15 protein-coding genes and 1 pseudogene are annotated in these 24,457 nt (G+C 49.1%); 1 reads left to right on the plus strand and 15 read right to left on the minus strand.

Annotated features, from left to right (window positions below):
• Positions 1-8: 8 nt before the first annotated feature.
• The 9 genes from HU824_RS02835 to HU824_RS02875 all read right to left on the minus strand — a co-directional run bounded on the left by HU824_RS02835 (position 9) and on the right by HU824_RS02875 (position 15,513).
• Positions 9-1,331: an MFS transporter gene (locus tag HU824_RS02835; protein ID WP_176468019.1), complete on the minus strand. Its 1,323-nt coding sequence runs from the start codon at positions 1,329-1,331 to the stop codon at positions 9-11.
• Between the two features lie 27 nt (positions 1,332-1,358).
• Positions 1,359-2,678 (minus strand): SpoIID/LytB domain-containing protein, encoded by a 1,320-nt coding sequence (locus tag HU824_RS02840; protein ID WP_176468020.1) that lies wholly within the window; start codon positions 2,676-2,678, stop codon positions 1,359-1,361.
• Positions 2,679-2,719: 41 nt separating this feature from the next.
• Positions 2,720-3,652, minus strand: coding sequence for a DUF4922 domain-containing protein (locus HU824_RS02845; protein WP_176468021.1), 933 nt, complete (start codon positions 3,650-3,652; stop codon positions 2,720-2,722).
• A gap of 100 nt (positions 3,653-3,752) precedes the next feature.
• Positions 3,753-5,225: a glycosyltransferase family 2 protein gene (locus HU824_RS02850; RefSeq protein ID WP_176468022.1), complete on the minus strand. Its 1,473-nt coding sequence runs from the start codon at positions 5,223-5,225 to the stop codon at positions 3,753-3,755.
• Positions 5,226-5,249: 24 nt separating this feature from the next.
• Positions 5,250-7,109 carry a PQQ-binding-like beta-propeller repeat protein gene (locus HU824_RS02855; protein ID WP_176468023.1) on the minus strand — a complete coding sequence of 620 codons (1,860 nt, stop codon included), beginning with the start codon at positions 7,107-7,109 and terminating at the stop codon, positions 5,250-5,252.
• Between the two features lie 19 nt (positions 7,110-7,128).
• Complete coding sequence (locus HU824_RS02860) at positions 7,129-10,236, minus strand: xanthan lyase (RefSeq protein WP_176468024.1); 3,108 nt, start codon at positions 10,234-10,236, stop codon at positions 7,129-7,131.
• Between the two features lie 15 nt (positions 10,237-10,251).
• Positions 10,252-11,706 (minus strand): sodium:solute symporter, encoded by a 1,455-nt coding sequence (locus HU824_RS02865; protein WP_176468025.1) that lies wholly within the window; start codon positions 11,704-11,706, stop codon positions 10,252-10,254.
• A gap of 165 nt (positions 11,707-11,871) precedes the next feature.
• A complete protein-coding gene (locus tag HU824_RS02870; RefSeq protein ID WP_176468026.1) occupies positions 11,872-13,038 on the minus strand; it encodes an exo-beta-N-acetylmuramidase NamZ domain-containing protein in 1,167 nt (388 codons plus the stop codon).
• Positions 13,039-13,419: 381 nt separating this feature from the next.
• Entirely contained in the window at positions 13,420-15,513 is a 2,094-nt protein-coding gene (locus HU824_RS02875) for a BT4734/BF3469 family protein (protein WP_176468027.1), read from the minus strand.
• A 371-nt stretch (positions 15,514-15,884) separates the two neighbouring features.
• Between HU824_RS02875 and HU824_RS02880 the strand changes: the two genes are divergently transcribed.
• Positions 15,885-16,508, plus strand: coding sequence for an HU family DNA-binding protein (locus HU824_RS02880; protein ID WP_176468028.1), 624 nt, complete (start codon positions 15,885-15,887; stop codon positions 16,506-16,508).
• A gap of 148 nt (positions 16,509-16,656) precedes the next feature.
• On the opposite strand, the gene HU824_RS02885 is transcribed toward HU824_RS02880, so the two are convergent.
• The 6 genes and pseudogenes from HU824_RS02885 to HU824_RS19485 all read right to left on the minus strand — a co-directional run.
• Positions 16,657-16,965, minus strand: coding sequence for a nucleotidyltransferase domain-containing protein (locus tag HU824_RS02885; protein ID WP_005824948.1), 309 nt, complete (start codon positions 16,963-16,965; stop codon positions 16,657-16,659).
• Between the two features lie 3 nt (positions 16,966-16,968).
• Entirely contained in the window at positions 16,969-17,241 is a 273-nt protein-coding gene (locus HU824_RS02890; protein WP_005824947.1) for an HI0074 family nucleotidyltransferase substrate-binding subunit, read from the minus strand.
• Between the two features lie 90 nt (positions 17,242-17,331).
• Positions 17,332-18,885, minus strand: a complete 1,554-nt coding sequence (locus HU824_RS02895) for a hypothetical protein (RefSeq protein WP_005824945.1) — start codon at positions 18,883-18,885, stop codon at positions 17,332-17,334.
• Between the two features lie 208 nt (positions 18,886-19,093).
• A complete protein-coding gene (locus HU824_RS02900; protein ID WP_005824940.1) occupies positions 19,094-20,779 on the minus strand; it encodes a RagB/SusD family nutrient uptake outer membrane protein in 1,686 nt (561 codons plus the stop codon).
• A gap of 22 nt (positions 20,780-20,801) precedes the next feature.
• A complete protein-coding gene (locus HU824_RS02905; protein ID WP_016272490.1) occupies positions 20,802-24,197 on the minus strand; it encodes a TonB-dependent receptor in 3,396 nt (1,131 codons plus the stop codon).
• 57 nt (positions 24,198-24,254) lie between these two features.
• Positions 24,255-24,457 (minus strand): annotated as a pseudogene (locus tag HU824_RS19485) (transposase); the annotation flags it as partial.

The following is a 24,457-nucleotide window of genomic DNA, read 5'->3' on the forward strand; positions in this document are numbered from 1 at the left end:
ATCATTCATCATTTTTTCCCATATTCCGGGTCTATTCTTCTGTCTGCAAAGAGGGTGACCACAACCGTGGCGAAACAGCATATCATTACCAACCAGAAGAAGTCGGTATATCCGATAGCCTCCTGAATATACCCCGCAAACATACCCGGAATCATCATGCTCAGTGCCATGAATGCGGTGCAGATGGCATAGTGGGAAGTTTTGAATTCGCCTTCGGAGAAGTACATCATGTAGAGCATGTAGGCCGTGAAGCCAAAGCCGTAGCCAAATTGCTCGATGGCGATGGCGGTTGAGATGGTAAACAGATTGTCGGGCTGGGCAATGGCAAGATAGACAAACGTCAGGCATGGCAGAGTCATGCATCCTGCCATCCACCAGATGGATTTCTTCAATCCGATGCGTGACGCGAATAACCCTCCCAGGATACCGCCCAGGGTGAGGAATATGACTCCGATGGTGCCGTATACGATACCTACTTCTGCAGTCGAGAGTTCCAGGCCTCCCGATTCTTTGGAGGCCACCAGGAAGGGCATGCACATTTTGATGAGGAATGCCTCAGGCAGGCGGTACAGCAACATGAATACGATGGCCAGCAATGCACCCGGTTTGGTGAAGTAGGTGGCGAATGTTCGTCCGAATTCCCTGAATATGGCTCCTGCAGTGGCGGCATCGGCTGCCAGTGTAGACTTGTCAGAGGCGGGTTTAGGGACTGCAAAGAGGTGATAGAACGTCACCAGGCTGAACAGAACGGCTGTAACCAGCATCGTGATGGTCCATGACAGCGGAATGTTCTCGGTCTTCAGTTCGATGGCACCGGCAATGGCCACGAGCACGCCTTGTCCGAAGATAGAGGCAAGCCGATAAAACGTACTTCGGATGCCGACGAAGGCTGCCTGGTCACTCTGTTTCAGTGCCAGCATGTAGAAGCCGTCGGCAGCGATGTCGTGTGTGGCAGAGGCAAAAGCCGTAATGATGAAAAGCATCAGCGTGATGCTGAACATGCTGATGGGAGTTGTTCCGGCTGCCATAGTCGCCTCGTCCGGTCGTGGAATGGAGAGCGTCAGCAGAATGAATGCCACAGACATCAGAATCTGCATGGAAAGAGTCCACCATCTTTTGGTCTTGATGATGTCGACAAACGGGCTCCAGAAGGGTTTGATAGTCCAGGGCAGATAGAGCAGGCTTGTAAACAAGGCCATTTCTCCGTTCGGTACGCCCATTTTGGTAAACATCATCACGGAGATGTTGTTTACGATGAAATACGGAATACCTTGTGCAAAGTACAAGGTGGGTACCCAGGCCCATGGTGATATGTTTTTTGTATAGTTCATGATATTGATTTATTGTGCTTTATCTGATTATTCATACAGTTTGTCGATGCTTGCATCTATATAGTAGTGCAGCAGTATCTCGTCATACTTATATCCTTGCTCACCCATCACGGCTGCACCTATCTGGCAAAGCCCCACACCATGTCCCCAACCGGCACCGGTGAGGATGAAGCGTCCGGGAATGCCTTCGGCGGACAACTCCTCCTTGTCCACCACGAAGGCAGAGCTGTAGAGGTGTGAAGTAGAGAGCGTACGGCGAATTTCCAGCTCCTTGCCGATGGTGAGCGTGCGCTTGGTTCCCACAATTTTCAGTTTCCAGAGGCGTCCGCTGGTTCCACGGGCTATGGGGATAAGGTCGATGATTTGTCCGTAGTCAATGCCCGAACGTTTCAGAATGAAGGCTGAAAGTTCTTCCTGGGTGTATTCCACCTTCCAGCGATAGAAGTCCGTAGTCTCCTGGTCGTAGTTGTTGAGTACCTGCGAGAGGATTTTCTTGTTGGTGGTGTTGCAGAATGCTTCGGGGGAGGTGCGAATCCAGCGGTTCGCTTCGGCTTCCTGCGTCAAATCGGGTAGCGTGGTGGGCGTTTTGCTGTCTTGCTGTCGGGTGAGATAGGGGTATTTGATGTCTTCCCAGCAGTATTGGAACTCCTCGAAAGCACCGCCGCAGCATTTGGAAAAACGGGCGTCGCAAATCTTTCCGTCGGACGTCAGCACTTGGCCGCGGGTAGCGGAGATGGCTTGTTTCACAATATCAGTGGATGCACGCGTAATGCCTTGGTAGCGCTGACAATGGTCGTCAGCGCATACATCGAAACGTGTGTGGTCCTCTCGGTCGTACCAGCGAATCAGCTCTTCGTCGGTCTGCGTAAAGGCCGAGTAGTTGGCTTGGGCTTCGGTGATTTCCTTATTCTTCTGTATTTGTGCCAGTAGCCAGCTCCGGGAGATGACAGCATGTGCCTTGAGCAGTTCCAGAGAAGCGGTGGCACTCATTTCAGAAGAGATGACGCTGGTCAGATAATCTTCTACATGGATGACGTTGATGCCGGTGAGCTTTCCATTCTCAACGATGATTTTGAGGGCACCCGGAAAACGCTGGTCTTCCTTGCGCTCCCAATGGAAATTGATGCCGATGGTAACGTCCAATAGTTCGAAGGCATCGGTCTGCTCGTGTTGCGGTTCGAACAGCAGTTCGTCATACCGGCGTCCGTTCCAAAGAATCTTTCCTTCGTCATAGGTCACTACCTGCTTGCCGCTGACTTCCGTTCCGTCCATGCGATACGGGTTCAGCAAAACGAATTCTATCTGCGGTTCAAACAGGATGCCTACTTGTACTTTGGGCTCTTTCATAATGGTATTTCTTTAAAATTAGAGTTCTTGGATTTCAGAAGTCACATTTTTTCCCTGATACGCTGCCGTATCTTGTGGAAGTCTGTGGCAGAGAGGCATACCTCACTTAATATCTGTGCCACATCTTCCGCAGTGATTTTCAAGAAATCCTTTTCTACGGGGGTGATAAAGACCCCTCCCAAGTCGACGGATGCCGGACTGCTCAGCAGATTGGCTTCTCCCTCGGCGGTGTAGCAGGTGGGACGATGCTTCTCGCGCGGGAAGACAAAGACCACCCAACGGTCGGCCTCGTACATGGCCAGTACGTTCATCATCGGCTCGTCTTCTTCGGGTTTCGTGTCCAGAGAGCGGTAAACGATGTCGAACAGGTCTGCCGCATCTTCCTTGGAGGCGGACTCAATCACAAGCGTGGCTCTGGGGGCATCGTCAAGATACCACAGTACTGCCTTCCTATAATCGGCTATTTTCCCGGCGGTCTGTCCGCGCCAGTCCTTTTCAATGGGCATGAAGCCTTTGTTTCCTGCTTGGAAATGGGCATGGTCGGGGGCGGAAGCGCCACATTTGGGACCGTTGTAGAAGATGGTGTAATCCGTCAGCGCCTCGGCCAGCTCCAGCATGTCGGTGAAGCGGGTGGCTATGCGTTGCGGGGTATGTGCCAGTTCCGGTACCGTCAGGTGACGGGGGAAGATGGGGAACGGATTCACCAGGATATGGTAGTGTACACCAAACGAGATGCCTTTCTGTACCGTTGGCAGGTTTGCCGGGCACAGAAAGCATTTCCGTGCCTGGATGGACTTGGTATCCACCTTGGCACCGGAGGAAACGATGCGTGCGGGGTTGAACTGTACCTTATAAGGTATGCCGTTTACATTCAGCTCTTTCACCCGCACTCCGGAGAGGGCGGCATAGTTGTTGCGTGCCGTCTCCCAGGATGCCAGTTGTTCAGTCAGAAGATTGTGTATCGTTTGATTCATTTGATTTTTTAAATTAGTGATTATAAGCGTTCTGTCAAACACCGGTGTCTGTCACGTCAAACACCAATGCCTGAAAAGCGCGAGTGCAAGCTGTTGACATTTAATGCTTTGTTTCATTCTTTTTGTTCATTTCTATGCGTGCCTGGAGTTCCCAAGTACGGATACGGTCTTTGTAAAGGTTGTGTCCGTTCATCTTTACAATATCCAGCGACGCATCGGAATTGTCGTCCCAGCGGCGGCAGAGGTAGACCACGTCGTACACGCGTCCTATCTGGTACTGGCGAGAGAAGTTCAGTCCCAGCGCATAGTCTTCGCCATAGCTGGTATTGGGTACTTTCACTTCGCGCAGCACCGGAGTGTAGAAGGCGCGCGGGGCACCCAGACCGTTGATGCGGAGGGCGTTGTTGCGTCCGTTTGCCGGAGTCCATTCCTTGTGGTCGATGATGCCCGGAGCAATCATGTTCATGTTGAAGTCCGTCATCATATAGGTGCCTACCACCATGGCGCAATTCTGTTCGTAGAAGGCGCGGACCATGATGGCAAGTGTGTTTTCGTCTTTGTATACGTCGTCGCTGTCCAGCTGCACGGCAAACTTGCCGCACTTTGGGTGGTGTACACCCATATTCCAGCAACCGCCGATGCCGAGGTCGCTGCGTTCGGGGATGATATGGATGACGCGTTCGTCGTCCTTGAAATCGTCGATGGCTTCCGTTGTGCCGTCTGTGGAATGGTTGTCGATGATGATAAGATTATATTTAAAGTCTGCCTTCTGCATCAATACAGATTTGATGGCGTCACGGATGGTACGGATGCGGTTGCGTACCGGAATGATGACCGAAGCTTCATACTCGAAGTTACCGGCAGAGAACTCAATCTTTTTGAATTCCGGTGCCAGATACCCCCCGATTTCTTTCAGATGTTCGGTGCATGCCTGCTCCATCTCAATCTGGCGGTCACGGTTTTTGGGGTCTACATAGTCGAAAATCTTTTCGCCGCTTTTGCGGGTGTCGTTTTCCACTTCGCTGTACAGATATTCGTTGATGTGTACCAGGTCTGAATACTGGCTTAACTTCAGGCGCAGGTCGTAAAGGCCGGCAAATTTATAGTCGGACTTCATGTGCCCAGCGGCTTCCTTTAGTTTTTCGGTGTTGAAAAGAAGCAGGGAGCCAAAGTTGAAGTCATCCCTCAAGGAACCGAATTGGTAGTCGATTACCGGAGCATTGCTTTGCTTGCCGTCTGCTATTTGGTAGTGGTCGGCATATACCATACCGGCGCTTGAATCTTCAAGAATATGTATCATACGCTCCAGGGCAAACATACCCATTTCGAGGGTAGTTTCTTTGGTATAAAGCAATGTGTATTCTCCCTTGGCTGCATTAGCAATAGCTTTGAGGGTTGCACTGCTGTAGGGCATGTCTACAAACAATATTTCGCAGCCCGGGAGCGATTCCAGAGTGGTATCGGTCGTAATTAACCGGATTTCTTCTATAAGTCCTGTCGCCTGTAGGCTGTTTACTGTTTTTTCTACTTGTTCTTTTCCTGCGTAGGGAAGAAAGCAACTGATTTTATTCATGATATATCTTTTAATTTTTAATTCTCAATTTTTAATTCTCAGAAGTCCCGTTTCCCCGCTGGTTGCCGTGAACAGAACTTCGTGACCGTTCAACGGAACTACGGTACTGATGAGTGAATTCCCTATTTTATGTTTCCACAGTACTTTGCCTGTTTTTCCTTCCAGTGCGAAGATAAGTCCTTCTTTGGTACTGCCAAACATTACCCCCTCTTTTTCCACTTGCATGGAGGGGGCATGCTCATAACCGAAGCCTACATGGGTTGCCCACAACTCCCGCGGAGCATCTCCTCGGGCTGCATAGCAAACAATGCTGTCGTTCATCGTCTTGCTGTAGATACGTTCACCGTCTTCGGAAAGTCCGATGGTCTCGCGCACCATGGACTGAAAGGTGCGCCACACGGTATTGCCCGTATGGATGTCTATGGCGGTCATGGCGCGCTGCGGGTCGGTAATGAATACTTTGCCGTCGGCGGCCACCGGCCATACGGCGGCAGGAGAGAAGTGCATGCGGGTCAGTCCGCCCGTCCATTTCCATAGTTCACGTCCGTCTGCCTTGTTCAGGGCATACAGTGTATTGTCCCATGCGCCGAAGATGACTTTGTCTTCCGTCACCAGCGGCTTGGTTTCGATGTAGCCCTTCACGCTGGTATAGGCCCAGATTACTTTTCCCGTATGGATGTCTATGGCACGGAAAGTGGCGTCGCTGGCACCGATGTAGGCGGTACCGTCTGCGATGGTCACGGCTCCGAGTACCGGTTCGGCAGCTCTTACCGTCCAGAGCAGGTTGCCGTCTTTGGCGTTCAATCCGTAGATGTGGCGGTCGGCAGAGCCGAATACAACGACACCTTCGCTTACGGCCGGAGTACCGACAATGCGTTTGCCGGATTCAAAGCTCCATAGCTTTTTGCCGTTTTTCAGGGTGTAGGCCGTCAGCCGTCCCATATCGTCTCCTACGAACACTTTATCTTTTTCTACGGCGGGAGAGCAGTAAATGCCTGCGCCCGTCTGCACCATCCATTGCTCCTTTACTTGCGGATATTCTTTGTTGACCGAGAAGTCGGGATATTTCTCTGCCTTTCCGTTGCGGTCGTAATACTGTCCGGTCAGCGAGAATGTTGTCCATTGCTTCTTGGGTTCACCGATACGTTGCGTGTATACCCGGATGGAATCCCCGGTTACTTCATAGATGCCGTATCCCGGTTTCCCTTCTTTGTCGCGCAGGTTGCTGCGCATCAGTACGCCCGGAATGCCGTCATAGCGTAAATCCCGGTTGCTGTGATAATGCCCGCCGATAAACAGACGCACGTTGTAGGGGCGGACGGCATCCGTCACCTCATACCAGTTGTCCACATCCCCCTCCATCAGTGGGTAGTGGGTGACAAGTATCACCGGTTTGTCTTTGCCGTTTTTATCCATTTCTTCCGTCATCCAACGGATGTCTTGCGGCACTACATGCCCGTAGGCCATGCGCATCAGCGGACCGGAGTTGAAACCGAGAAAAAGGAATCCCTTGTGCTCGAACTTGAAGCGTTCGCCGCCAAAAATCTCTCCGAAAGCGGTGCAGCCGGAGTCGCTCCATTTTGTTTCATGGTTGCCCAGGGCTACATGGTAGGGAACTCTCAGCAAGTCAAGGCACGACTTCACTTTTTCCATGGTGGCACGGTCGCCTTCTTCGGTCAGGTCGCCTGTCACCAGGACAAAGTCGATACTGTCGGTGGCATTAATCTGTGCCACGGAACGCAGCAGGTCCTCAGTGGGGTTCGGATTGTTCGGGGTCAGATGAATGTCCGTCAGTTGGGCAAAACGGAATGTCCCTTGCTGTGCCTGTACCCCTAGGGGGAGCAGGCAAGCCATCAGGACGATTATTAACTGTTTTCTATTCATAGATGATGATTGGTTGATATTATTTGTTGTCGTTGAAGAATGTCAGCACAGCATTCATGAGTGCCTCTCTTTCAGAGTCAGTACGTATGGATTCAAAAGGGAATCCCAATACAAAAGTCTTGTAGTCGCCTTGGTAGGCCACACCGGCACTCAGGTTGTTTTCAGAATACCGCATCACGGTGTGTGCATCTTTGGTTGCCGGTTCAATGGCGTCCGGTGATTCCACCACATACGAATCGGCATTCAGCTCATTGTGATAGGTATAGTTTCCTGAAAGGGCGGGGAACGGAGAAGCTACGCTTTTCACCTTACCCATTGTAGCCGCTTGTCCCACACGCCACTTATATTTCAGTACTTCCATCGCAAATTTCTTGTCGGCTTCGTCGGCGGTTGCAAGGCGGTTGTCCCATAAATCCGTTCCTACAAAAGCGCCCGAAACAAAGATGTTTCCACCTTGCTCGCAATAAGCGGCAATAGCTTCCTGCATGGGCTTGCTGAAAGTCTTGAACTCCAACGGTTTTACGCCTCCCCGTCCTATCTTGGTTTGGCATTGCTTCCCCAGTATCAAGTCCACATATCTATACTCTCTCATATCCACCGGGGTATTTTTATCTCCCCTCCCTACGGAGGAGAGGCTTTCGTTGCTAACCGATACAAACGAATATCCCGCTTTCAGGATAGCGGCACCATGTATGGCGGGATAATCGAACGTATTTCCTGCGATGACTTGGGTTTCGCAATTTCCATAACTGTCGCCGAAACCGGAGGCATCGTCGTCCATCCAAGGAATGGAACGGCGGTATTCCTTCATCTTGCCGATGTAGCTGATGTCACGGATATAGGGGACCCCGTGGTCTTGCTCATCCAGAAATCCGGCAAGGAGGGTGTCGGCGGGGGTGGGGGCCGTAAAGTCGGCAGGGGCACTGATACGGTCGAATCCGTTTATCACCAATACGGTACCTTTGGAATTGAACGCCCGTCCGGCAGAAAGAATTTCGGAAGGGAAACTTTCACCGCCCTTGTTGACAGCAGTTACCTTGTAGCTGCACACCATGCCGGCGGGGAGTGTGGTGCGGTAACTGTTGCCGTCCACCAATACTCCGTTGTCGAAATCTCCGTCGCCGATGCGGGTGTAGACAATGTATTTCTCTGCTACGGCAGTCGGTTCCAACGCATCCGCCACGGGTTGCCAGGTCAGTTCCACTTCATTTTCACCGGTCATGCGCAGGGCCATGTGGTCTACCGGTAGCGGTTGCACTACATAATCCATGTGGTATTGCGAGCAGAGGAACTGAAGCATGCCTTTGTAGATGGCGCGGCTTACGGTGAAACGGAAACGCGGGTCCAGTCCGTAGCGCATGTCTGCAAAGTTCTGATGGGAAAGCAGTTCGAGCAGCATGGTCGGTACGCGGGGCACACGGGCTTCGTAGTAGGATTGGTTCCATTTGCCCCGGCGTGTCCATTGGGGTTCGTAGAGGGTACGTACGTCGCGCACGATGTTGGACTGAATCAAGTCTGTCAGGTCGTGGCTCAGATAGCGTGATGCTCCGTTGGCGAATTTCTCATTGTAGGCGTTGGTATAGTAGATGCCGAGTGTCCCGATGATGGAATCGTTCAGTGTAGTTCCTGCATCGGAGTGGAAGGCAAAGGCCATGTTGACAGGGATGTTCAGCCCTTTTTCCGTAGGGTTCACGGCAGAACCTCCGGAAAGGTAGTTCACCCAGATGCCGCGGCATTTATAGTCGTCGGTGTAGTCATTCCTGCCGTTGCTTTCTGAATATACACTGTCCGGTATTCCTGCCCATTGCAACCAGTAGCGGGCGGCTTCGCAGAAGCGGGGATAGCTGGATGGTTGATAGTTGATAGTGGACAATGTAGAGGTTGTACGGTCTTGGATGTTGCCTGCATGGGTATTTTGCAGGTTACGGTTGTCGGAGCTTTTCAGGTTTTCCGTAGCGCCCTCATTGGAGATGCAGCGGGCTATGTTCCCCATACCGCCGCCAATCTTCACGGCGTCGGCAGTGATGATTCTTCCTACTTTGGAGGAAAGGTTGCTCAGAACGACTTTGCATTCATTGTTCCGACCGGCATTGAAGCCGAAGGTGCCGAGATAAATCCAGGTGCCGCCTCCCATTTGCTGGTTTACCTTGAACTGCGTGGTGCCGCCTTTGTGATAGACGGTGTAAAGGGCATCGTCCGCGCTGTTTGGCAAGGTTTGGTAAGAGACGTATACGGCGTATTGTCCGGTCGAAGGGATTTCGGGAATCCATTCGGCGGTGCTTGCGTTTCCTTTCTTGATGGTTTCTATGGCGCGGTAGGTGCCTTCCTTGAAAGGATTCTCAAAGTCTATGTATTGGGGGCGCAGGTGGGCGAAGCCTTGTCCTTCTCCCTGACTCCAGAGCTTGTCACCGGAATTTTCTGTATAGACGGAACGGCCGGTCAGGCAACCGTCATTGTCTACGATGACTTCTGCCGTCTGGCAATCGCGTTCGCGGGGAAGCAGCACGTTGGCACCGGCATTTTCCAGCATCGGCACGAGGAAAGGCAATACGTAGCTTTGGGTGTAGAGGTCTTCCACGGTCTGGAAGATACGTGCACGCTGCCATTCCCAGCGGTCGAGTTTTTGTTCGTAGTACCAGCCGTGGCTTTGCCATAGGGCGATGTGCCGGTTCTGCAAGCCGTTGGTGGGGGTGTAGGGGGCGGAAACGTCGGTAACCAGAGGCTTGGAAGCGACGGGATTGAATGTCTTCGTCTTTTTGTCTTTTTTACTACGCAGGACTTGGGGAACCAGTTCTTCGATGCTGCGCTTGTTGGTACGGATTTGCAGCTTGTATTTGGCAAACTCCGCCGGCAGCAGGGCGCTTACGCCTTGGTAGATTTCGGCCACATTGTCCTCACGGAAAGGAATATAGGCACAGTTCATGTTGGCAAACAGTTGCAGCGTATTTCCTTCCACGACTACTGAGTCGATGCTGATACGACCTACTGAGATTTCTTTCCGTGCAGTGGCATCCAAGAATCTCTCGATTGCTTGGCAGACATTTGTCGGAAGTCCTTGCGCACCTCCCAATTGGGGGAAGAGGGAGGCGGCAAGCAGACTAAGTAAAAACTGACGTCTTACATTCATAGATGATGTATTAAGTTAATTGTTCTTTTTATCTTTCTTAATCAATAGACAGAGACCGATGAAAGTGAACAGTGCATTGAAAATCAGCAATTCGTAGCTGAATTGATAACCTCCGAACCAGGCTTCGGAATTCTTCTGCAGAATGAAGCAGAGAACCGGGGAGGCGATGGCAACCAGCGGGATGTACTTGTCACGCACTTGTTGTTTCATGAAAATGCCGAAAGCAAACAGACCCAGGATAGGACCGTAGGTATAGCTTGCCAGAATATATACAGCGTCGATGACACTGGTGTTGTTCAGAAGATTGAATACGAAAATGGTGATTCCCATGACAACCGCCATGCCGATGTGCACTTTCTTGCGCATCTTCACAACCGTCTCTTCCGACTTGCCTTTCGTTCCCAGAATGTCTACGGTGAAGGAAGTGGTCAGCGCGGTGAGTGCCGAGCCTGCGGCCGAATAGGCGGAAGAAATCAGGCCGATGATGAACAATATGCCCACAATGGCAGGGAAGTAGTTTCCGGTGGCAATCAGCGGGAATAGTTCGTCACTCTTCTCCACCGAAATCTGCTGGTTGGCGGCAAAGATGTAGAGCAGCACGCCCAGCATCAGGAAGAGCAGGATGACGAAGAACTGCGAAATGGCACTGGTAATCATGTTCTTCTGCGAGTCCTTGAAGTTCTTGCAGCTCAGGTTGCGCTGCATCATGTCCTGGTCTAGCCCGGTCATGGCAATCATGGTGAAGGCGCCGGCGAGGAACTGCTTGAAGAAGTACTGCTTGCTGTTCACATCGTCGAAGAAGAAGATGCGGGACATGTCACTGTCGGCAATGGTGCTTACCATACCGGTAAATGACAGATTGAGGTCGGAAGCGATGTACCAGATGCAGAGTACGACCGACACCACCAAGCAGAATGTCTTCAGAGAGTCTGTCCAGATAAGGGACTTCACGCCACCTTGGAAAGTGTACAACCAGACCAGTGCCACCGTGATGGCCACGTTCAGCAGGAAAGGCAGTCCGAAAGGTTCGAATACCAGCAGTTGCAACGTCAGGCATACGAGGAACAGACGGACAGCGGCACCGAGCATTTTGGAGATGAAGAAGAACCAGGCACCCGTGCGGTAGGAAGACATGCCGAAACGGTTCTCCAAGTATTCATAGATGGATACCAGGTTCATTTTGTAGAATAGCGGTACCAGCAGATAGGCTATGATGAGCTGTCCGGCAATGAAGCCCAACACCATTTGCAGATAGCCGAAGCTGCTGGCGGCAACCATGCCGGGTACGGATACATAGGTCACACCTGAAATGGCGGAACCGACCATGGCAAACGCCACGACATACCAGGATGACTTGCGGTTGCCGACAAAGAATCCTGCGTTGTCAGCCTTTCTTCCTGCAATATAGGATACCGTGAACAGTATCGCGAAGTAAGCGGCTATGGTGATGATTACGGAAAGTGGAGTCATGAGGATATTTACGATTTTATGATTTACGATTTACGATTTACGATTGAAATTACTTCTTTTGATGATATGTACGACTTTGATTATCCTATGTACGCTTTGACGTTCTCTTCCGATTCACGTTCATTTTTCAATCGTAAATCGTAAATCGTCAAATCGTACATCCCTTTATTCTTCGTAGAGCAGATAGGGCTTGCGCTGTATCTTGAATTTCTCTACGTCGTCTTTCCATCTTGCCTTGATTTCTTCGGCGCTCTTTCCTTCCTTTATCATTTTGCGCACGTAGTCGGTGCCTATCAACAGCTCGAAGAAGGAACGGAAGAAGTGGTCGTCCATGTTCAGATTGCGGTAAGCGTCTATCACGTAGCTCAGGTCGATGCCGCGTTTACGGATTTCCTCGTCGCTCATATTGCTCAGGTTCACACCGTGGCAAAGCTTGCCCAGCTGGGGCGGATTCTTGGCTCCGGGAACACTGCGCGGGGTGAAGCTGTAGCTGTAGCCCGTCATGTTGGGATGCCCGTAGACCTGGAAGGGGAGGTCGGTTCCTCTTCCCAGGCTGACCGGAGTGGCCTCGAAGTAGCAGGTCGAGGGGTACAGATAGATGGACTTCATGTTCGGCAGATTGGGGGATGGGGGAATCGGCAGCTTGTATAGGGTCTGGTGCGTATAGTTCTTGCAGGGAATGACGGTCAGGTCGCAAGTGCGTGACGCCGGCAACCAGCGTTCGCCGTTTACCATCAGGCCCAGTTCGCCCAGCGTCATGCCGTGCACCACGGGAATCGGCAGCCAACCTACGCCGGATTTATATTTCATGTCCAGTATCGGGCCGTCCACGTAGTGTCCGTTCGGATTGGGGCGGTCCAGTATCAGCACCTTTCGGTTGTATTCTGCACAAGCGTCCATCAGCCGGCACATGGAGGCATAATAAGTATAGAATCTCAGGCCTACATCCTGGATGTCTACCACAAGGATATCGAACTTGCGCATGGATGCTTCGCTTGGTTTCCCGGATTTCCCGTCGTACAGCGAGAGGATAGGTACTCCGGTCTTCTTGTCTACCGAGCTGGACACGTGTTCGCCTGCGTCGGCATCTCCTCTGAAACCGTGTTCAGGGGAGAAAATGGCTACTACGTTGAACTTGTTTTCCAGCAGGATGTCCAGCAGATGCTTGTCTCCTATCATTCCTGTATGATTGGAGAATATTGCAATCCGTTTATCTTTTAGGATTGGAAAATACTCGGAAGTCTGTTCATCACCTAAAATAACTCGTTCTTCTTGTGCCCGGCACAGTAAAGAACTACATAGCACAAAGGCTAAAAGCAGCAGTTTCTTCATAATAGTATTGTTAAGGAAGATGTTGTCTGCAACAAAGATACGTTTTATTTTAATATCAAAAACACTTATTTGAGTATTTTTAGTATTATCAATCATAATTTGCAAATAAACGACGGCTCACCTTATTTAAATAGTGGCTGAACTGCATCTGCTCCCTGCCAAACTCTGTATGGAACTGTCTTTTTGCGAAGAAAGCGTGTTGCCGCCTTAACAGTCAGGGTAGTGACAAAACTAATACGATTTTCTTGATGTAGCCCTCACTGCCCTCACTTTTCCCTTCTGTCCCTTTATTCATCGGTGTTTGAGCGGTGAGTGAGGGCAAATAGAAAGAGTGAGGGCAAAATTTGCCCTCACTTTGGTACAATCGGCGGGAGTGCCGGTTCATTCTTCTATTCTTACCAGATGATAAAGTGTTCCCCGGTTCGATTTCTTGTTGAGGATGTCCAGCTTGCGGAGCGTGCGCCCGAAAGCTGCTATCCGGTTGATGGCCAACTTATCCCTCGTTTTCTGTTGCAGGTCGTTGAAAATCTGCATGGCTGTGAGCCATTCGCCTTCTTCGCTCTCCTCCGCGCCACGGAAATGGCAAAGGAAAAGTTCTTCCAATGGGTCTACCCGCTCGAATTCCCGGTTGTACTCCTTTACGATTGCTTCGTCAGTGTCGTCCAGCCAGTAGCGTTCACCCTTCATGATGTCGTGCATGGCTTGGGCATAGAGCTGGCGATAATTGATAGTGACGTTTGTCTGGATAGGGCCGGTCACTTCGATGCAAATGAAACGGCGACTTCCCGACGGGTCGGTCAGCAGGTCTTTCTGGTTGCTGGTCCCGATGAAGGAGGCATAGCGGCGCATTTCCTGAATAGTGCTACCGTAGGGCTTTCGCAGGTTGGCAACCGGTTTTTGCAGGAGGTGCTTCAAGAAGCCTTGCTGATTGGCGTTTATCTGGTCGAATTCGTCGATGTTAATCAGAAAAAAGCGGCCAAGGCTGCGCTCCGCTTCCTGCTTGCTCTTGAAGTCGATACTGTCGGTGTAGCCGAAACGCAGTTCCGGTGGCAATAGGATACGGCAGAAAGTACTTTTGCGGTAACCTTGCGGACCTACGAGCAGGGGCGAGGTATTGTTGCCGTGCTGTTTGTCGATTCCCCGCCAATGTGCCACCATGCCAAGAAACCACCGGTAGAACAGTTCCCGCCAGTGCGGGTTGTGGCAGGGCACGAGGTCGGCGAGTGCGCGGATGCGGTCTTTGCCGTCCCAGCGTCCGGTGTTGTAAAGATATTCTTCGATGGGATTGTACAGCGGCACGTAGTCCGAAGCGAGGAAGCGGGTGATGTCGCGGTCCCACACGCGTATCCCCTCTTTCAGCGCATTCATGGCGATGCTGCTGCGTACGCGCTGGTCGGCAGGCTGGAAGTAGAAGTGGATGGAGTCGCGCTGCCGGTATTCCAAGTCGCCAAGCACGGTGTTGTAGCGGAATTCGTAGCGGCGTTTCATGAACTCTTCCAGCCGGAAAGCTGTTTCCTGGTCTTTGTTCAGGCTGCTGCGGGTGCCGAAGCCTTTCAATTCCCCGTAAAGGTTATGCAGCGTCAGGCGTACAAGGGGTTCGTCTGCCTCCCGGTAGTAGTGCATCAGTGTCTGGCGCACCGCTTCTTCTTCAGGAATGCCGGCTTTGAAGCAATGTTCGGCAAGGCGGGACAGCAGCGGGCGCAGGTCGTCGCCCCGTCGCCAGTTGTCCAAATCGCGGAAGGCGCGGTCGAGGGCGGCCTCGAAGAGCAGGTTGCATGTGTCCGCCACTTCGTAGCCGGGAGTCATTCTCAGCAACGGATTGCTTTCCTGCTGTTTCCGTTGGCGGTAGTTGTCTTCCGAGGGCAGGGCGCAGGGCTGTTCCAGGCAGAAGGCCACGGCAGTGGGGCTATAATAGGGCTGTTCGTCCACGGTCATCCGGCAGCTTTGTAGGAGTGAAGGAGCCCGGAGGGTGATGGGGAAAGGGAGAAGGGGTTGGTAGCACTTCACTGCCAGGCGGTAGGCGTGGGCGTGGAATAAGGCGATATCGTCTTCATTCTTTGGAAGCCCTCCGTCGGGCAGGGTGAAGCGTACCCATATTTTGGCGCTTCGTCCGCTGGAGCCACAGAAGGCGGCAAAGGTTTGCGGCAGCAGGGCGGCTTGTTGTTTCACCAGTTCGGCTTCGGCCACCCCGGCCAGGTTGTTTACTTCCAGTAGTACCAGCCCGTTGTAAGTCTTTATCCGGTGTTCTCCTGCTTTGGTGCGGGTCATTTCTACGGCGGGATAGAGACGCGGCAGTCTGTCGATATGCTCATATCGGGCGTTGGTCCCTTTCAAATGCGGGATGATGCTACGCAGCTCCGTAATGTATCCGGTCTTGTTCTCGGTTTTCAGCTTTTCCATCAACATGTCCGTTTCTTGTGTGCTGACGGCCTCTTTTCCGCTTTCGCGTTCCTCTCTGATCAGTGTGATTTTCATTCTTTATCGTGTATGTAATATTCTTGTAAAGATACGCCGGGAAAGGGGTGGATACAAGCTTTTCAAGGATTATTTTCCGATTGGCTTCTTTTTTGGGGTGGAATGTCTATATGTTTCTTTTATAAAAGGTGTTCGTTTCTTTGCTTATCCCCATAGTTTTGTCTACTTTTACACCAGAGTTTATGAACAGTCCACTAAAGTGGTCTTTCTTGTTCATATTAGTGAACGGAGCAGCTCACTACAGTGAACGGTTCTGCTCACGGGCTGGGCTGTGATATAACCTTGGTACTTCAACAGACTGCGTACGTACTTCGCACGTGTTCCGTGCAGTGCTTTATCGTATAATGTAACCCTTTAACGCAGTTTGAACTATGGCTATTTTGTTTGATTGGTACGAGAATCCGGACTCGTACGACAAATCTCCGGAAGATAAAATCCTTCATCCCCGTCTCCGCCTAAATGGGAGCAGGTCTACCGATGAATTGCGGCGGGACATCCAGGCACGTTGCTCATTGACAGAAACCGATGTGACGGCTGTGCTTGATGCTGTGTCGCACGTCATGGGCAGGGAACTTGCCGAAGGAAGGCAGGTGCATCTCGACGGCATCGGCTACTTTCGCGTGTCGCTCACCACGATCGAACCGGTAGTGGCTGCTACCAAGCGTAAGTTGACGAAGGTGAAGATGGCGGGTGTGAAATTTCGTGCCGACCAAAAACTGAAAAATGAAATTGGTACCATCAAGGCAAAGGCTTTGAAGGCAAACGAGCATTCGGCTAAACTGACGGATAAAGAGATAGACCGTCGGCTGACCAACTATTTCGCCACTCGCCCTTTTATGACACGGAATGACTTTCAAAGCGTTTGCGGCATGATGCGTACTACCGCCATGCGGCATATCCGTCGGCTGCGTACCGAAGGAAAGTTGAAAAATGAAGGGACAATACAGCAGCCGATTTATGTGCCTGCTCCTGGATATTATGGTAAGAATGAGTGACTTATAACTTTGAACGAAGAAATCTTGTGGTGAGGGAAAATTTTGCCCTCACTTTTTAAATTTGCTCTCACCCACCTCTTGAATGCCGATGAATAGGGCGATGCGTGCGAAAGGTGAGGGTGGTGAGGGTGGATGTGTGAAATTTAGTTTAGTTTGATGGGCGGCTGAATATGGGTATTCCCATACGGTGTATATGTTCCAAAAGGTCGGCATTCTTTAATTTGCCATAGATGGAAAGGTCTACGCTGTAAGGCAAAAGCAGGTCGTCTATTTCATCGGAAAGGCTACTTAAAGTATTATACGTAAGTCTGTCTCCCATCAGCGTGATGTCTATGTCGGAAAAAGGCTTGAAATTTCCTTTGGCTCGTGAGCCGTACAAAACAGCCTGCTCTATTTCTTCATGTTTCCGGAAGAGATTGCATAGCTTTTCCAGTTCATTGTCGGTCAATCCGTACATAGCTCAATCGAATAAGGATGGTGTATTCAAGGATTGCATTTTCTCTTCAGAGACTACATCGTTGTCATGATTGTGCGATGTCAGATTTCGGGCTTCTATAGTCTCCGTCCATTGCTTGTCATCAATCAATCCCATTTCAAGGGCTTTGCGTATGGCATCACGGGAGCTGCGGATGTCGGTATACCCCTGATATTCTGCATAGTCCTTCATCACTTTCCAGGCCAGTTCGTGGGTATATTCAAAACGCTGTATCCATCGTATGTCTTGCTGTACCATGATAGCTGTCTGTTTTTAAGTAAGCAAATATAAGCTTCTTTTGTGTAACGAGCAAATGGATGGGGGCTTTTTCGTGAAAGCTGTCTGGGGCTATTTTGGAGAAAGGCTGTTTTTAGGTGTGGAATAAGTTCCTGAATTTGTTGAGCCGATGTCGAAATAGTTATATATGTATGTTCTGGTTCCACATGCATTTATGAAATCAACCGTTACGCAAACTCGTTCAATTTCATGACTGTTCCGACTGCTGAAAGTAGTGAAATAATATCCTTGCATGTCTACCTCCCAATCGCAGTCAACACTCCAATGAAAATCATGCGCACCTTCAGGAATAGGATTCAATCCGCATTCACCTCCGCTTTGTGACAGATAGCCATATATAATGTCATGGTCATTTTCTTGTATTCCTGATACATTGAAAGTAATTGGTTTGGAAAACTGAACAGTGTATTCCTTTGTGTGTACTATTGCGGTTAAGGTCGTATAAATGGAACTGCCTCCGGGTGTCCCTAAATTATTCAGGGTGATAGCAGGTGATGCCTGATTTAATTGCGAATATAAATCGTTGCCAACAATCCAATCCACTGTTGCTTTTGTGGGAAAATTCTTGATACTGAATGTCCCGTTGTCACAGATTACGTCAGGGCCGATCAGTTGCATTGATGTCTTAGATACACTCAAAGGTAGCTCATTGGTAAAATTATCGGTTTGATTTTTATATTTGTAGCTCACTTTGACACTTGCGTTACCGGGTTGTGTCGGTACGATTGTTACCGTAGAGCTGTTCTGACCACTTACTATCTTAATATTCTTCCCGGTCCAATAAAATGTATGTGCCTTGCTGTCATTGATGGAATATATGTATTCTTTATATTGTTCAATATTTCTGTAGCCATCTATTTGAGGACCCATATTGGGAAAACTGATATTGCTTTTCCGAGCCATGAAATACTCTTTTGCTCCGATAGAATTTATGTAGAAATCATGGACTTCTACTCCGACATCGCTGTTCTTGAAGGCTTGCTTTGATTTCAAATTTATTTGGAATCTACTTTGTGTGACAGATGCACTTTGAGAGACTTCAGCGAATAGATTTTTATCGTAAGTCCACTTTATGCCCGTATCTTTGTTTATGGAATAATTGCACCAAAGTGTTATCGTATCTCCCAATTCAAATGTTGAAGGGGCATTGATTGGCATAGGTTTCATTTTGACATTGATGTTTCTTAGATCTGCGGTAAGTTCGATTGTACTTTTTTCAGGACGTACCATCAGGGTAGAATTACTACCTGCTTTAGTCCATAATACATTTATTGGAAAATGGTTTTTTCCTGCTGGAATTTGGGTTACCCATGTACTCTCGAATCGTTCTTGGTAGTTTGTTTTGAATCGTGCTTCTCCACCGACTGCTGAAATTCTTATACCTACAGATTGTTTTTGTATAGGAATACTTAAATCATAAGTGTAGTAACCATCACTAACATAGGGGTTCATTTCGCCCGTAATAGTACCGCTTATGTAGGAAGCACGTGTTGTGACATCAGAATAGAAATCCTTATCTTGTAACTCGTCTGTTTGTTCTTCTTTGTTGCAACTACTATTGATGAAGCAGATTAGTAGTACGAAAAATATGTTCTTCTTTTTCATGATATGTTTCTTGTTAGTATGTTATGAACGAAGGGAAAGTATATGATATTGATTTATGGTTCCTTTTAGAAGGTGCTATTCGTGTTTCTATACACCTTTTAAAGGGAATAACAAAAGCGTCCATACATTTGTATTTAGATACATGGAATGTATGAACGCTTTAATTAAATCCAAACGAGGTACAGCGCGATATGCTGTTTTTAGTTGATTACCAACCCGGATTCTGCTTCATGTTTTTATTCAGGGTCAACTGTGTAGTTGGAATCGGGTAGAAATAATGTTTGGCTTCATAAGTACGGATTTGTGCATCGGAGGCATCTATATATCCGTTCTTGGTCGCTTCTTCACAGTCAGGCACATTGCTTACGTTGGCGCCCAACATGGTGTTCGGGTACTTGGTTGAATCCAATTTGTCGAGCTGGTGCCAACGGATTAAATCCCAATATCGGTACCAGTTATCCATAATCAGTTCGCAACGGCGACAGCGGCGTATCTCCCAAATCAGATTGCTTACTCCCATATTATTGGCAGGATCGGCATCTGGAGTAGTTGTCATAGCCGGCAGGCCGGCACGAGCCTGAAGCTTGTTTATGGAGTTGTTGAGATCGTCTTGTGTGAGAGAACCCATTTCGGCTTTGGCTTCTGCAAAGTTCAGATAAATAACTGAAATCCAATAGAGCGGGCAGTCGGTGTATTGGTAGCCGATGTTGTTTCGGTCGCTAACACTCAATTCTTCGGGGTTATCATACTTGGCGATGCCATAACCGGTCGATGTGGTGAAGGCTGCTACACCGGCACGGCTGTAGGCGTGGCCTCTGAAAGAAAGTACCGGGTCAAGAATTTCGGACAGGCGCTTGTCGCGTACGGCCAAAACCTCTCTTATAGAGTAATTTTTGTCTGCATCCAATACGGCTGCATCGTCCTTGTTTTTCGAGGTTGTTGCCAACGGTTTTCCATCAAGGAAAAGGAAACTGTCGAATGCGTCCTTTGAAATGCCGTGCGTACCACTTGTATTGATTGTGTAGTCAATGGTGGAGTGCCTTAACGAACTTTGTGCATAAGGCTTGTAGAAAATCATTTCCGGATTGCTTGCCAGGCTGACAGAATTATAGTTGGCTTTGTAACTGTTACTTAGAGAGTAGTTTTTGGCCATAAGATATTCGCAGGCTGATACACATTCTTGCAAGTATTTGTTGGCGCGGCTCTCATCAGCGGCTTTGCCATTCTCTGCTTGAGTGCGATATTTGCAGTATGTACCTTCATATAAGGTGATGTCTGCTTTCATGGCATATGCCATGTCGGTGCTGAAACGTTGCCGATTGCTGTTTGCGGTAATGTGTTCGCACGCATAATTGATGTCTGCCAGCACATGGTCCATCACTTCATCCCGGTCGGTGCGTGGTCCGTAGAGGGCTTCGTTGTCGGCTGGGTCGATAACTTTGTCTATCCATTGAACATCGCCGTACATACGGACCAACTGATAGTATTCCCACGCACGGTTCATGCGTGCAAGACCTTCATAGTGGGCCTTTGTTGCTTCATCAAGAGAGGAAGACTGTACACCGGCAATGATATAGTTGGCGCGTCGGATTTCTGTGAAAGGGGCTGACCAGTTTGTGGAAGATGCGACCACGTTAGTGTAAGTCCAGTTATGGCTTTCTGCATCTACCTGGTCATCGCTTATTGTTTTGAAGTAGAACCATCCTCCACTGGCTCCGTTGCCAAAGCCGGTAAAGTTGTTATAAAAAGTATTGCACTGATTATCCAAATTATCGGTGTTGCTCCAGTATGCCGGAGTATTCGTGAAGGTATCCAAGGGGGATTTGTCCAGCAAATCGTTGCAACCGGTTAACATCGCCAGCGCTGTGACCCCATATATAAATAATTTCTTCATTGTTCTTAAGTTTTTGAGGTTGTTATAATGTTACCTGGACTCCAAATGAGAATGTGCGTGTAATAGGAGCTATACGTCCCCATCCACCAGCTGTAAGTCCATTGCCTGTACTGATTTCGGGGTCGACTGGAAGGTCATTCCCTTTGTGGAGCAGAAAGAGGTTGCTGCCACTGAAGTAGATACGTGCTTTCTCAATGTAGGCTTTGCGTGTCCACTCTTTCGGAAGGGTATATCCCACAGTTACGTTCTTCAGACGAAGATAGGACATGTCTGTCAAATAGCGGGATTGGGGATAGTAGTTGTTGCAGCCGTTAGCTATACCGGATACGGTACCTCCACTATTATTTGTACCACGATAAAGACGTGGATAACGGTTGCCTTGATTTACCTCATAACCGGTAATGGCGGTATAGTCTGAATTCCAAAGCACTTTGTTATAGCTTGTTTGGTGGGAATAGATGGCTACGTCGGCATGTACCATGGCGGGAAGGTTTAGGGAAGAAGTCGTCCAGTCCTCACGTTTGCCTACACCTTGGAAGTAGAGGTCAAGGTCGATACCTTTCCACGCTCCGCCTAAATGGAAGCTGTATTCGTAGCGTGGCATAGAGTTTCCGATGACTTTCAAATCGCCGTGGTCGTCTGCTGTGCCTTTTCCACCGTCAATCTTGCCATTGCCGTCTAAATCCTTGAACTTGACGTCTCCCGGGCCGTAATGGAAATTACCGGATTCCAGTCCTGCCTGGCTTGCAATGCCGTTTGCATAATTCCATGAGCCGTCTGCATTTTGGCTGGTGAAGTCTTTTTCCTCGAAGTAACGGTCGGTTTCAAAACCGAAAATGTCACCGTAGGTTTTACCGGTGTAATAGGTGCTGAGCAGTTTGGAATCATTGTCCCACTTTGTTACTTTAGTCTTGGAGTCACCGATGTTGAAGTTGGCATATACGTCGAAGTCGCCGAAGGTATGGCGCCAGTTCAAGTTCAACTCCCATCCACGTGTACGTAAGGTACCGGCATTTTCATAAGGAGCAGAAGCACCCAGAGTGTTCGGCAATACTTGTGCCGGTGCCAGCATGTCACGATTCTCACGTTGGAACCAGTCGAAACCTATAGTCAGTTCGTCATTCAAGAGACCCAGGTCAAGACCTATATTGAGGGTGCGGATACGCTCCCAGGTCAAAGTACTTGATACCAAATCCGGCATGTTATACATGGTCAGGAGATTAGCGTTGGCATTATTGTTTTCAATCCAATAGATATAGCCGGTACTTTTATTGTTCAACCGTTGGCTTATTAATTGTTCGAACATGTAGTCGCCCACAGCCTCGTTGCCGATTTCGCCAAAAGAAGCACGCAACTTACCATTGCTGACAATATGTTTCAGTGGGGCGAAGTAGGCTTCTTCGGAGAAGCGGTAGCCGATGGATGCAGAAGGGAAGAAGGCCCACTGGTCGGTATGGGGGAAACGGGAAGAACCGTCGTAACGTCCGTTCAGTTCCAATAAATAAATGCCTTTGTAGTCATAATTGATACGGCCGAAATAACCGGCAGAAGCGCGGGATGTATGATTCCAACTCAAATCTTGTCCATCCTTGCCAGCCATATTCAGTTCGGGGTATCCCTCTTGATCGTACATCACATTGCGGGTACCATACAGATATTTGTATTCCTCTTCTTCTGCGTTGACACCTGCCATTACATTCAGGTTGTGTTTTTTGGCAAATGTTTTGGTATAGTTTACGTATGCGTTGGCCGTCCATGTGTTCTGTTTGGAAAAGTCTCTCCAGATGCCGCTATTGCCTTTAGTGACGATGTAAGAGGGTACCGGTTTCCCGCTCCAATTGATGCCGTAAACGGAGTTGTCCTGCGAACCGCTGTTCATATTCTGAATGGCATATGTAAAGTCTGCATTAAGGGTCAGTCCTTTAACGATTTCAGCTTTCAAGAAGGTGTTCATACGGGTCAGGTCTGTTGTCACTTCACGATCGGCAGCTTGCTTCTGCATGGCCATGACGCGTGTGTCATAGCCGTCGATTGTGCCCGAAGGAATGAAATAAGAACCCCAACGCCACAAATATTGGTAGGTGTTGGCCCATGTGTCCGGGCGTTTATAGTTCTTACGACTATAGTTGATGCGTGCACCCACCTGTAGCCAGTCGTAAACATTAGTGGTGACATTGACTGAGGCATTGTACTTTTTTAGTTCGTCCGGGTGAATCTTCATCTGTCCTTGCTTTTCGTTGTAGCCGAAAGATAGGTAGTAATTGGTCTTACCAGATGTTCCTTGTATAGAAACATTGTGGCTCATGGAAGGAGCAGCTTTGTTGAAGTAGATGTCCTGTACATCCCAGTCAGCATAATAAAAAGGAGTGCCGTCCAATACGATATAGTCACCCACGTTACTATCGCTTTGGTAGAGGTTCATAGGACGGTAGCCGGTCTTGCCGCCGTTCTGTTGCTGCCACTTTTCGGCGTAAGGTAACAATTTGTCGAAATACATACCGAACAATTCAGGCATACCGGCACCACCGTTCATACTGGCTTCGATACCCATCTTTAATTGTGTGGGTACATCGGGATAGTCCGGCAGGTAAGTAGCTTGATCCCATGCAAAATTGTTGCTGTAATTGATGGTAACCTTTTCGCTAGGCTTTGCGCTCTTGGTATTGATTAGAATCACACCGAAAGCGGCGCGCGTTCCATAAATGGAGGAAGCGGAAGCGTCCTTCAGTACGGAAATATTTTCGATGTCTTGCGTATCGAGGAAAGAAATGTCATCCATCGGAACGCCGTCCACTACAATGAGTGGATTGCTGACTTCTCCATTACTCAATGTCCCCAAACCACGTATACGCATGGAGGCTGTCTCGTCGATGGCACCACTTGTGGTGAGAATGCTTAGTCCCGGAACAGCCCCTTGCAATGCTTTGGCTACATCTTGTTGTGGACGACCTGCCATTGTCTTGTTTAAGTCCACTGTAGAAACTGCTCCTGTCAAGTTAGCCTTCTTTTGTACACCGTAGCCTACTACTACTACTTCATCCAGCATCTCGGTATCTTCTTTCAGAGTTATTCTCATCGTTTTGGCTGCCTTCACTTCTTGTGTCTGATAGCCCACAAATGATATTTTTAGTGTTGCTCCCGGTGTTATGGTCAATGTAAACTTACCGTCTAAGTCGGTAATTCCGCCGTTGGTAGTCCCTTTTTCTACTACGCTGGCACCGATAATCGGTTCGCCGGCTGCATCGACAACTAAACCGCTGATAGTGATAGCTTGTAATTGTTCTGTTACGCCAAGCGAATTATCAGGATTGGCTTGTGCAGCCATCACGTTGCCGCTGCTTAATAACAGTGAGCTGATTGCCACTGCTGTGAGGAGTTTGCTATGTGTTAGTCCTCGTTTTTTGTGATCTTCATTCATAAATGATTGATGATTTGTTGTTAATTATAATAGTCCGTTAAAAATTCACCATATCGGCTAAGCGGCTTCTGCCACTATGCCAAAGAGTTCTTTGATAAGTTTAGTATTAAAAGTTCTGTTCGGTTTCAGACCGGACCTGCTAAAAATTCTTTTGAGCATATAAATATTACTCAGATAGGCCTTTAGCAATCCGATGGAAAGCGACGGATAGTATTGTTGCCGCATGAACTTTGCAATGTTTACCGAGGCCAGTGAAGCAT

The organism is Bacteroides sp. L10-4, assembly GCF_013373675.1.
GTDB lineage: Bacteria > Bacteroidota > Bacteroidia > Bacteroidales > Bacteroidaceae > Bacteroides > Bacteroides muris.

Coding starts and splice junctions, on each gene's coding strand:
- HU824_RS02835 (WP_176468019.1), bottom strand. CDS start 1,331: ATGAACTATACAAAAAACATATCACCATGGGCCTGGGTACCCACCTTG.
- HU824_RS02840 (WP_176468020.1), bottom strand. CDS start 2,678: ATGAAAGAGCCCAAAGTACAAGTAGGCATCCTGTTTGAACCGCAGATA.
- HU824_RS02845 (WP_176468021.1), bottom strand. CDS start 3,652: ATGAATCAAACGATACACAATCTTCTGACTGAACAACTGGCATCCTGG.
- HU824_RS02850 (WP_176468022.1), bottom strand. CDS start 5,225: ATGAATAAAATCAGTTGCTTTCTTCCCTACGCAGGAAAAGAACAAGTA.
- HU824_RS02855 (WP_176468023.1), bottom strand. CDS start 7,109: ATGAATAGAAAACAGTTAATAATCGTCCTGATGGCTTGCCTGCTCCCC.
- HU824_RS02860 (WP_176468024.1), bottom strand. CDS start 10,236: ATGAATGTAAGACGTCAGTTTTTACTTAGTCTGCTTGCCGCCTCCCTC.
- HU824_RS02865 (WP_176468025.1), bottom strand. CDS start 11,706: ATGACTCCACTTTCCGTAATCATCACCATAGCCGCTTACTTCGCGATA.
- HU824_RS02870 (WP_176468026.1), bottom strand. CDS start 13,038: ATGAAGAAACTGCTGCTTTTAGCCTTTGTGCTATGTAGTTCTTTACTG.
- HU824_RS02875 (WP_176468027.1), bottom strand. CDS start 15,513: ATGAAAATCACACTGATCAGAGAGGAACGCGAAAGCGGAAAAGAGGCC.
- HU824_RS02880 (WP_176468028.1), top strand. CDS start 15,885: ATGGCTATTTTGTTTGATTGGTACGAGAATCCGGACTCGTACGACAAA.
- HU824_RS02885 (WP_005824948.1), bottom strand. CDS start 16,965: ATGTACGGATTGACCGACAATGAACTGGAAAAGCTATGCAATCTCTTC.
- HU824_RS02890 (WP_005824947.1), bottom strand. CDS start 17,241: ATGGTACAGCAAGACATACGATGGATACAGCGTTTTGAATATACCCAC.
- HU824_RS02895 (WP_005824945.1), bottom strand. CDS start 18,885: ATGAAAAAGAAGAACATATTTTTCGTACTACTAATCTGCTTCATCAAT.
- HU824_RS02900 (WP_005824940.1), bottom strand. CDS start 20,779: ATGAAGAAATTATTTATATATGGGGTCACAGCGCTGGCGATGTTAACC.
- HU824_RS02905 (WP_016272490.1), bottom strand. CDS start 24,197: ATGAATGAAGATCACAAAAAACGAGGACTAACACATAGCAAACTCCTC.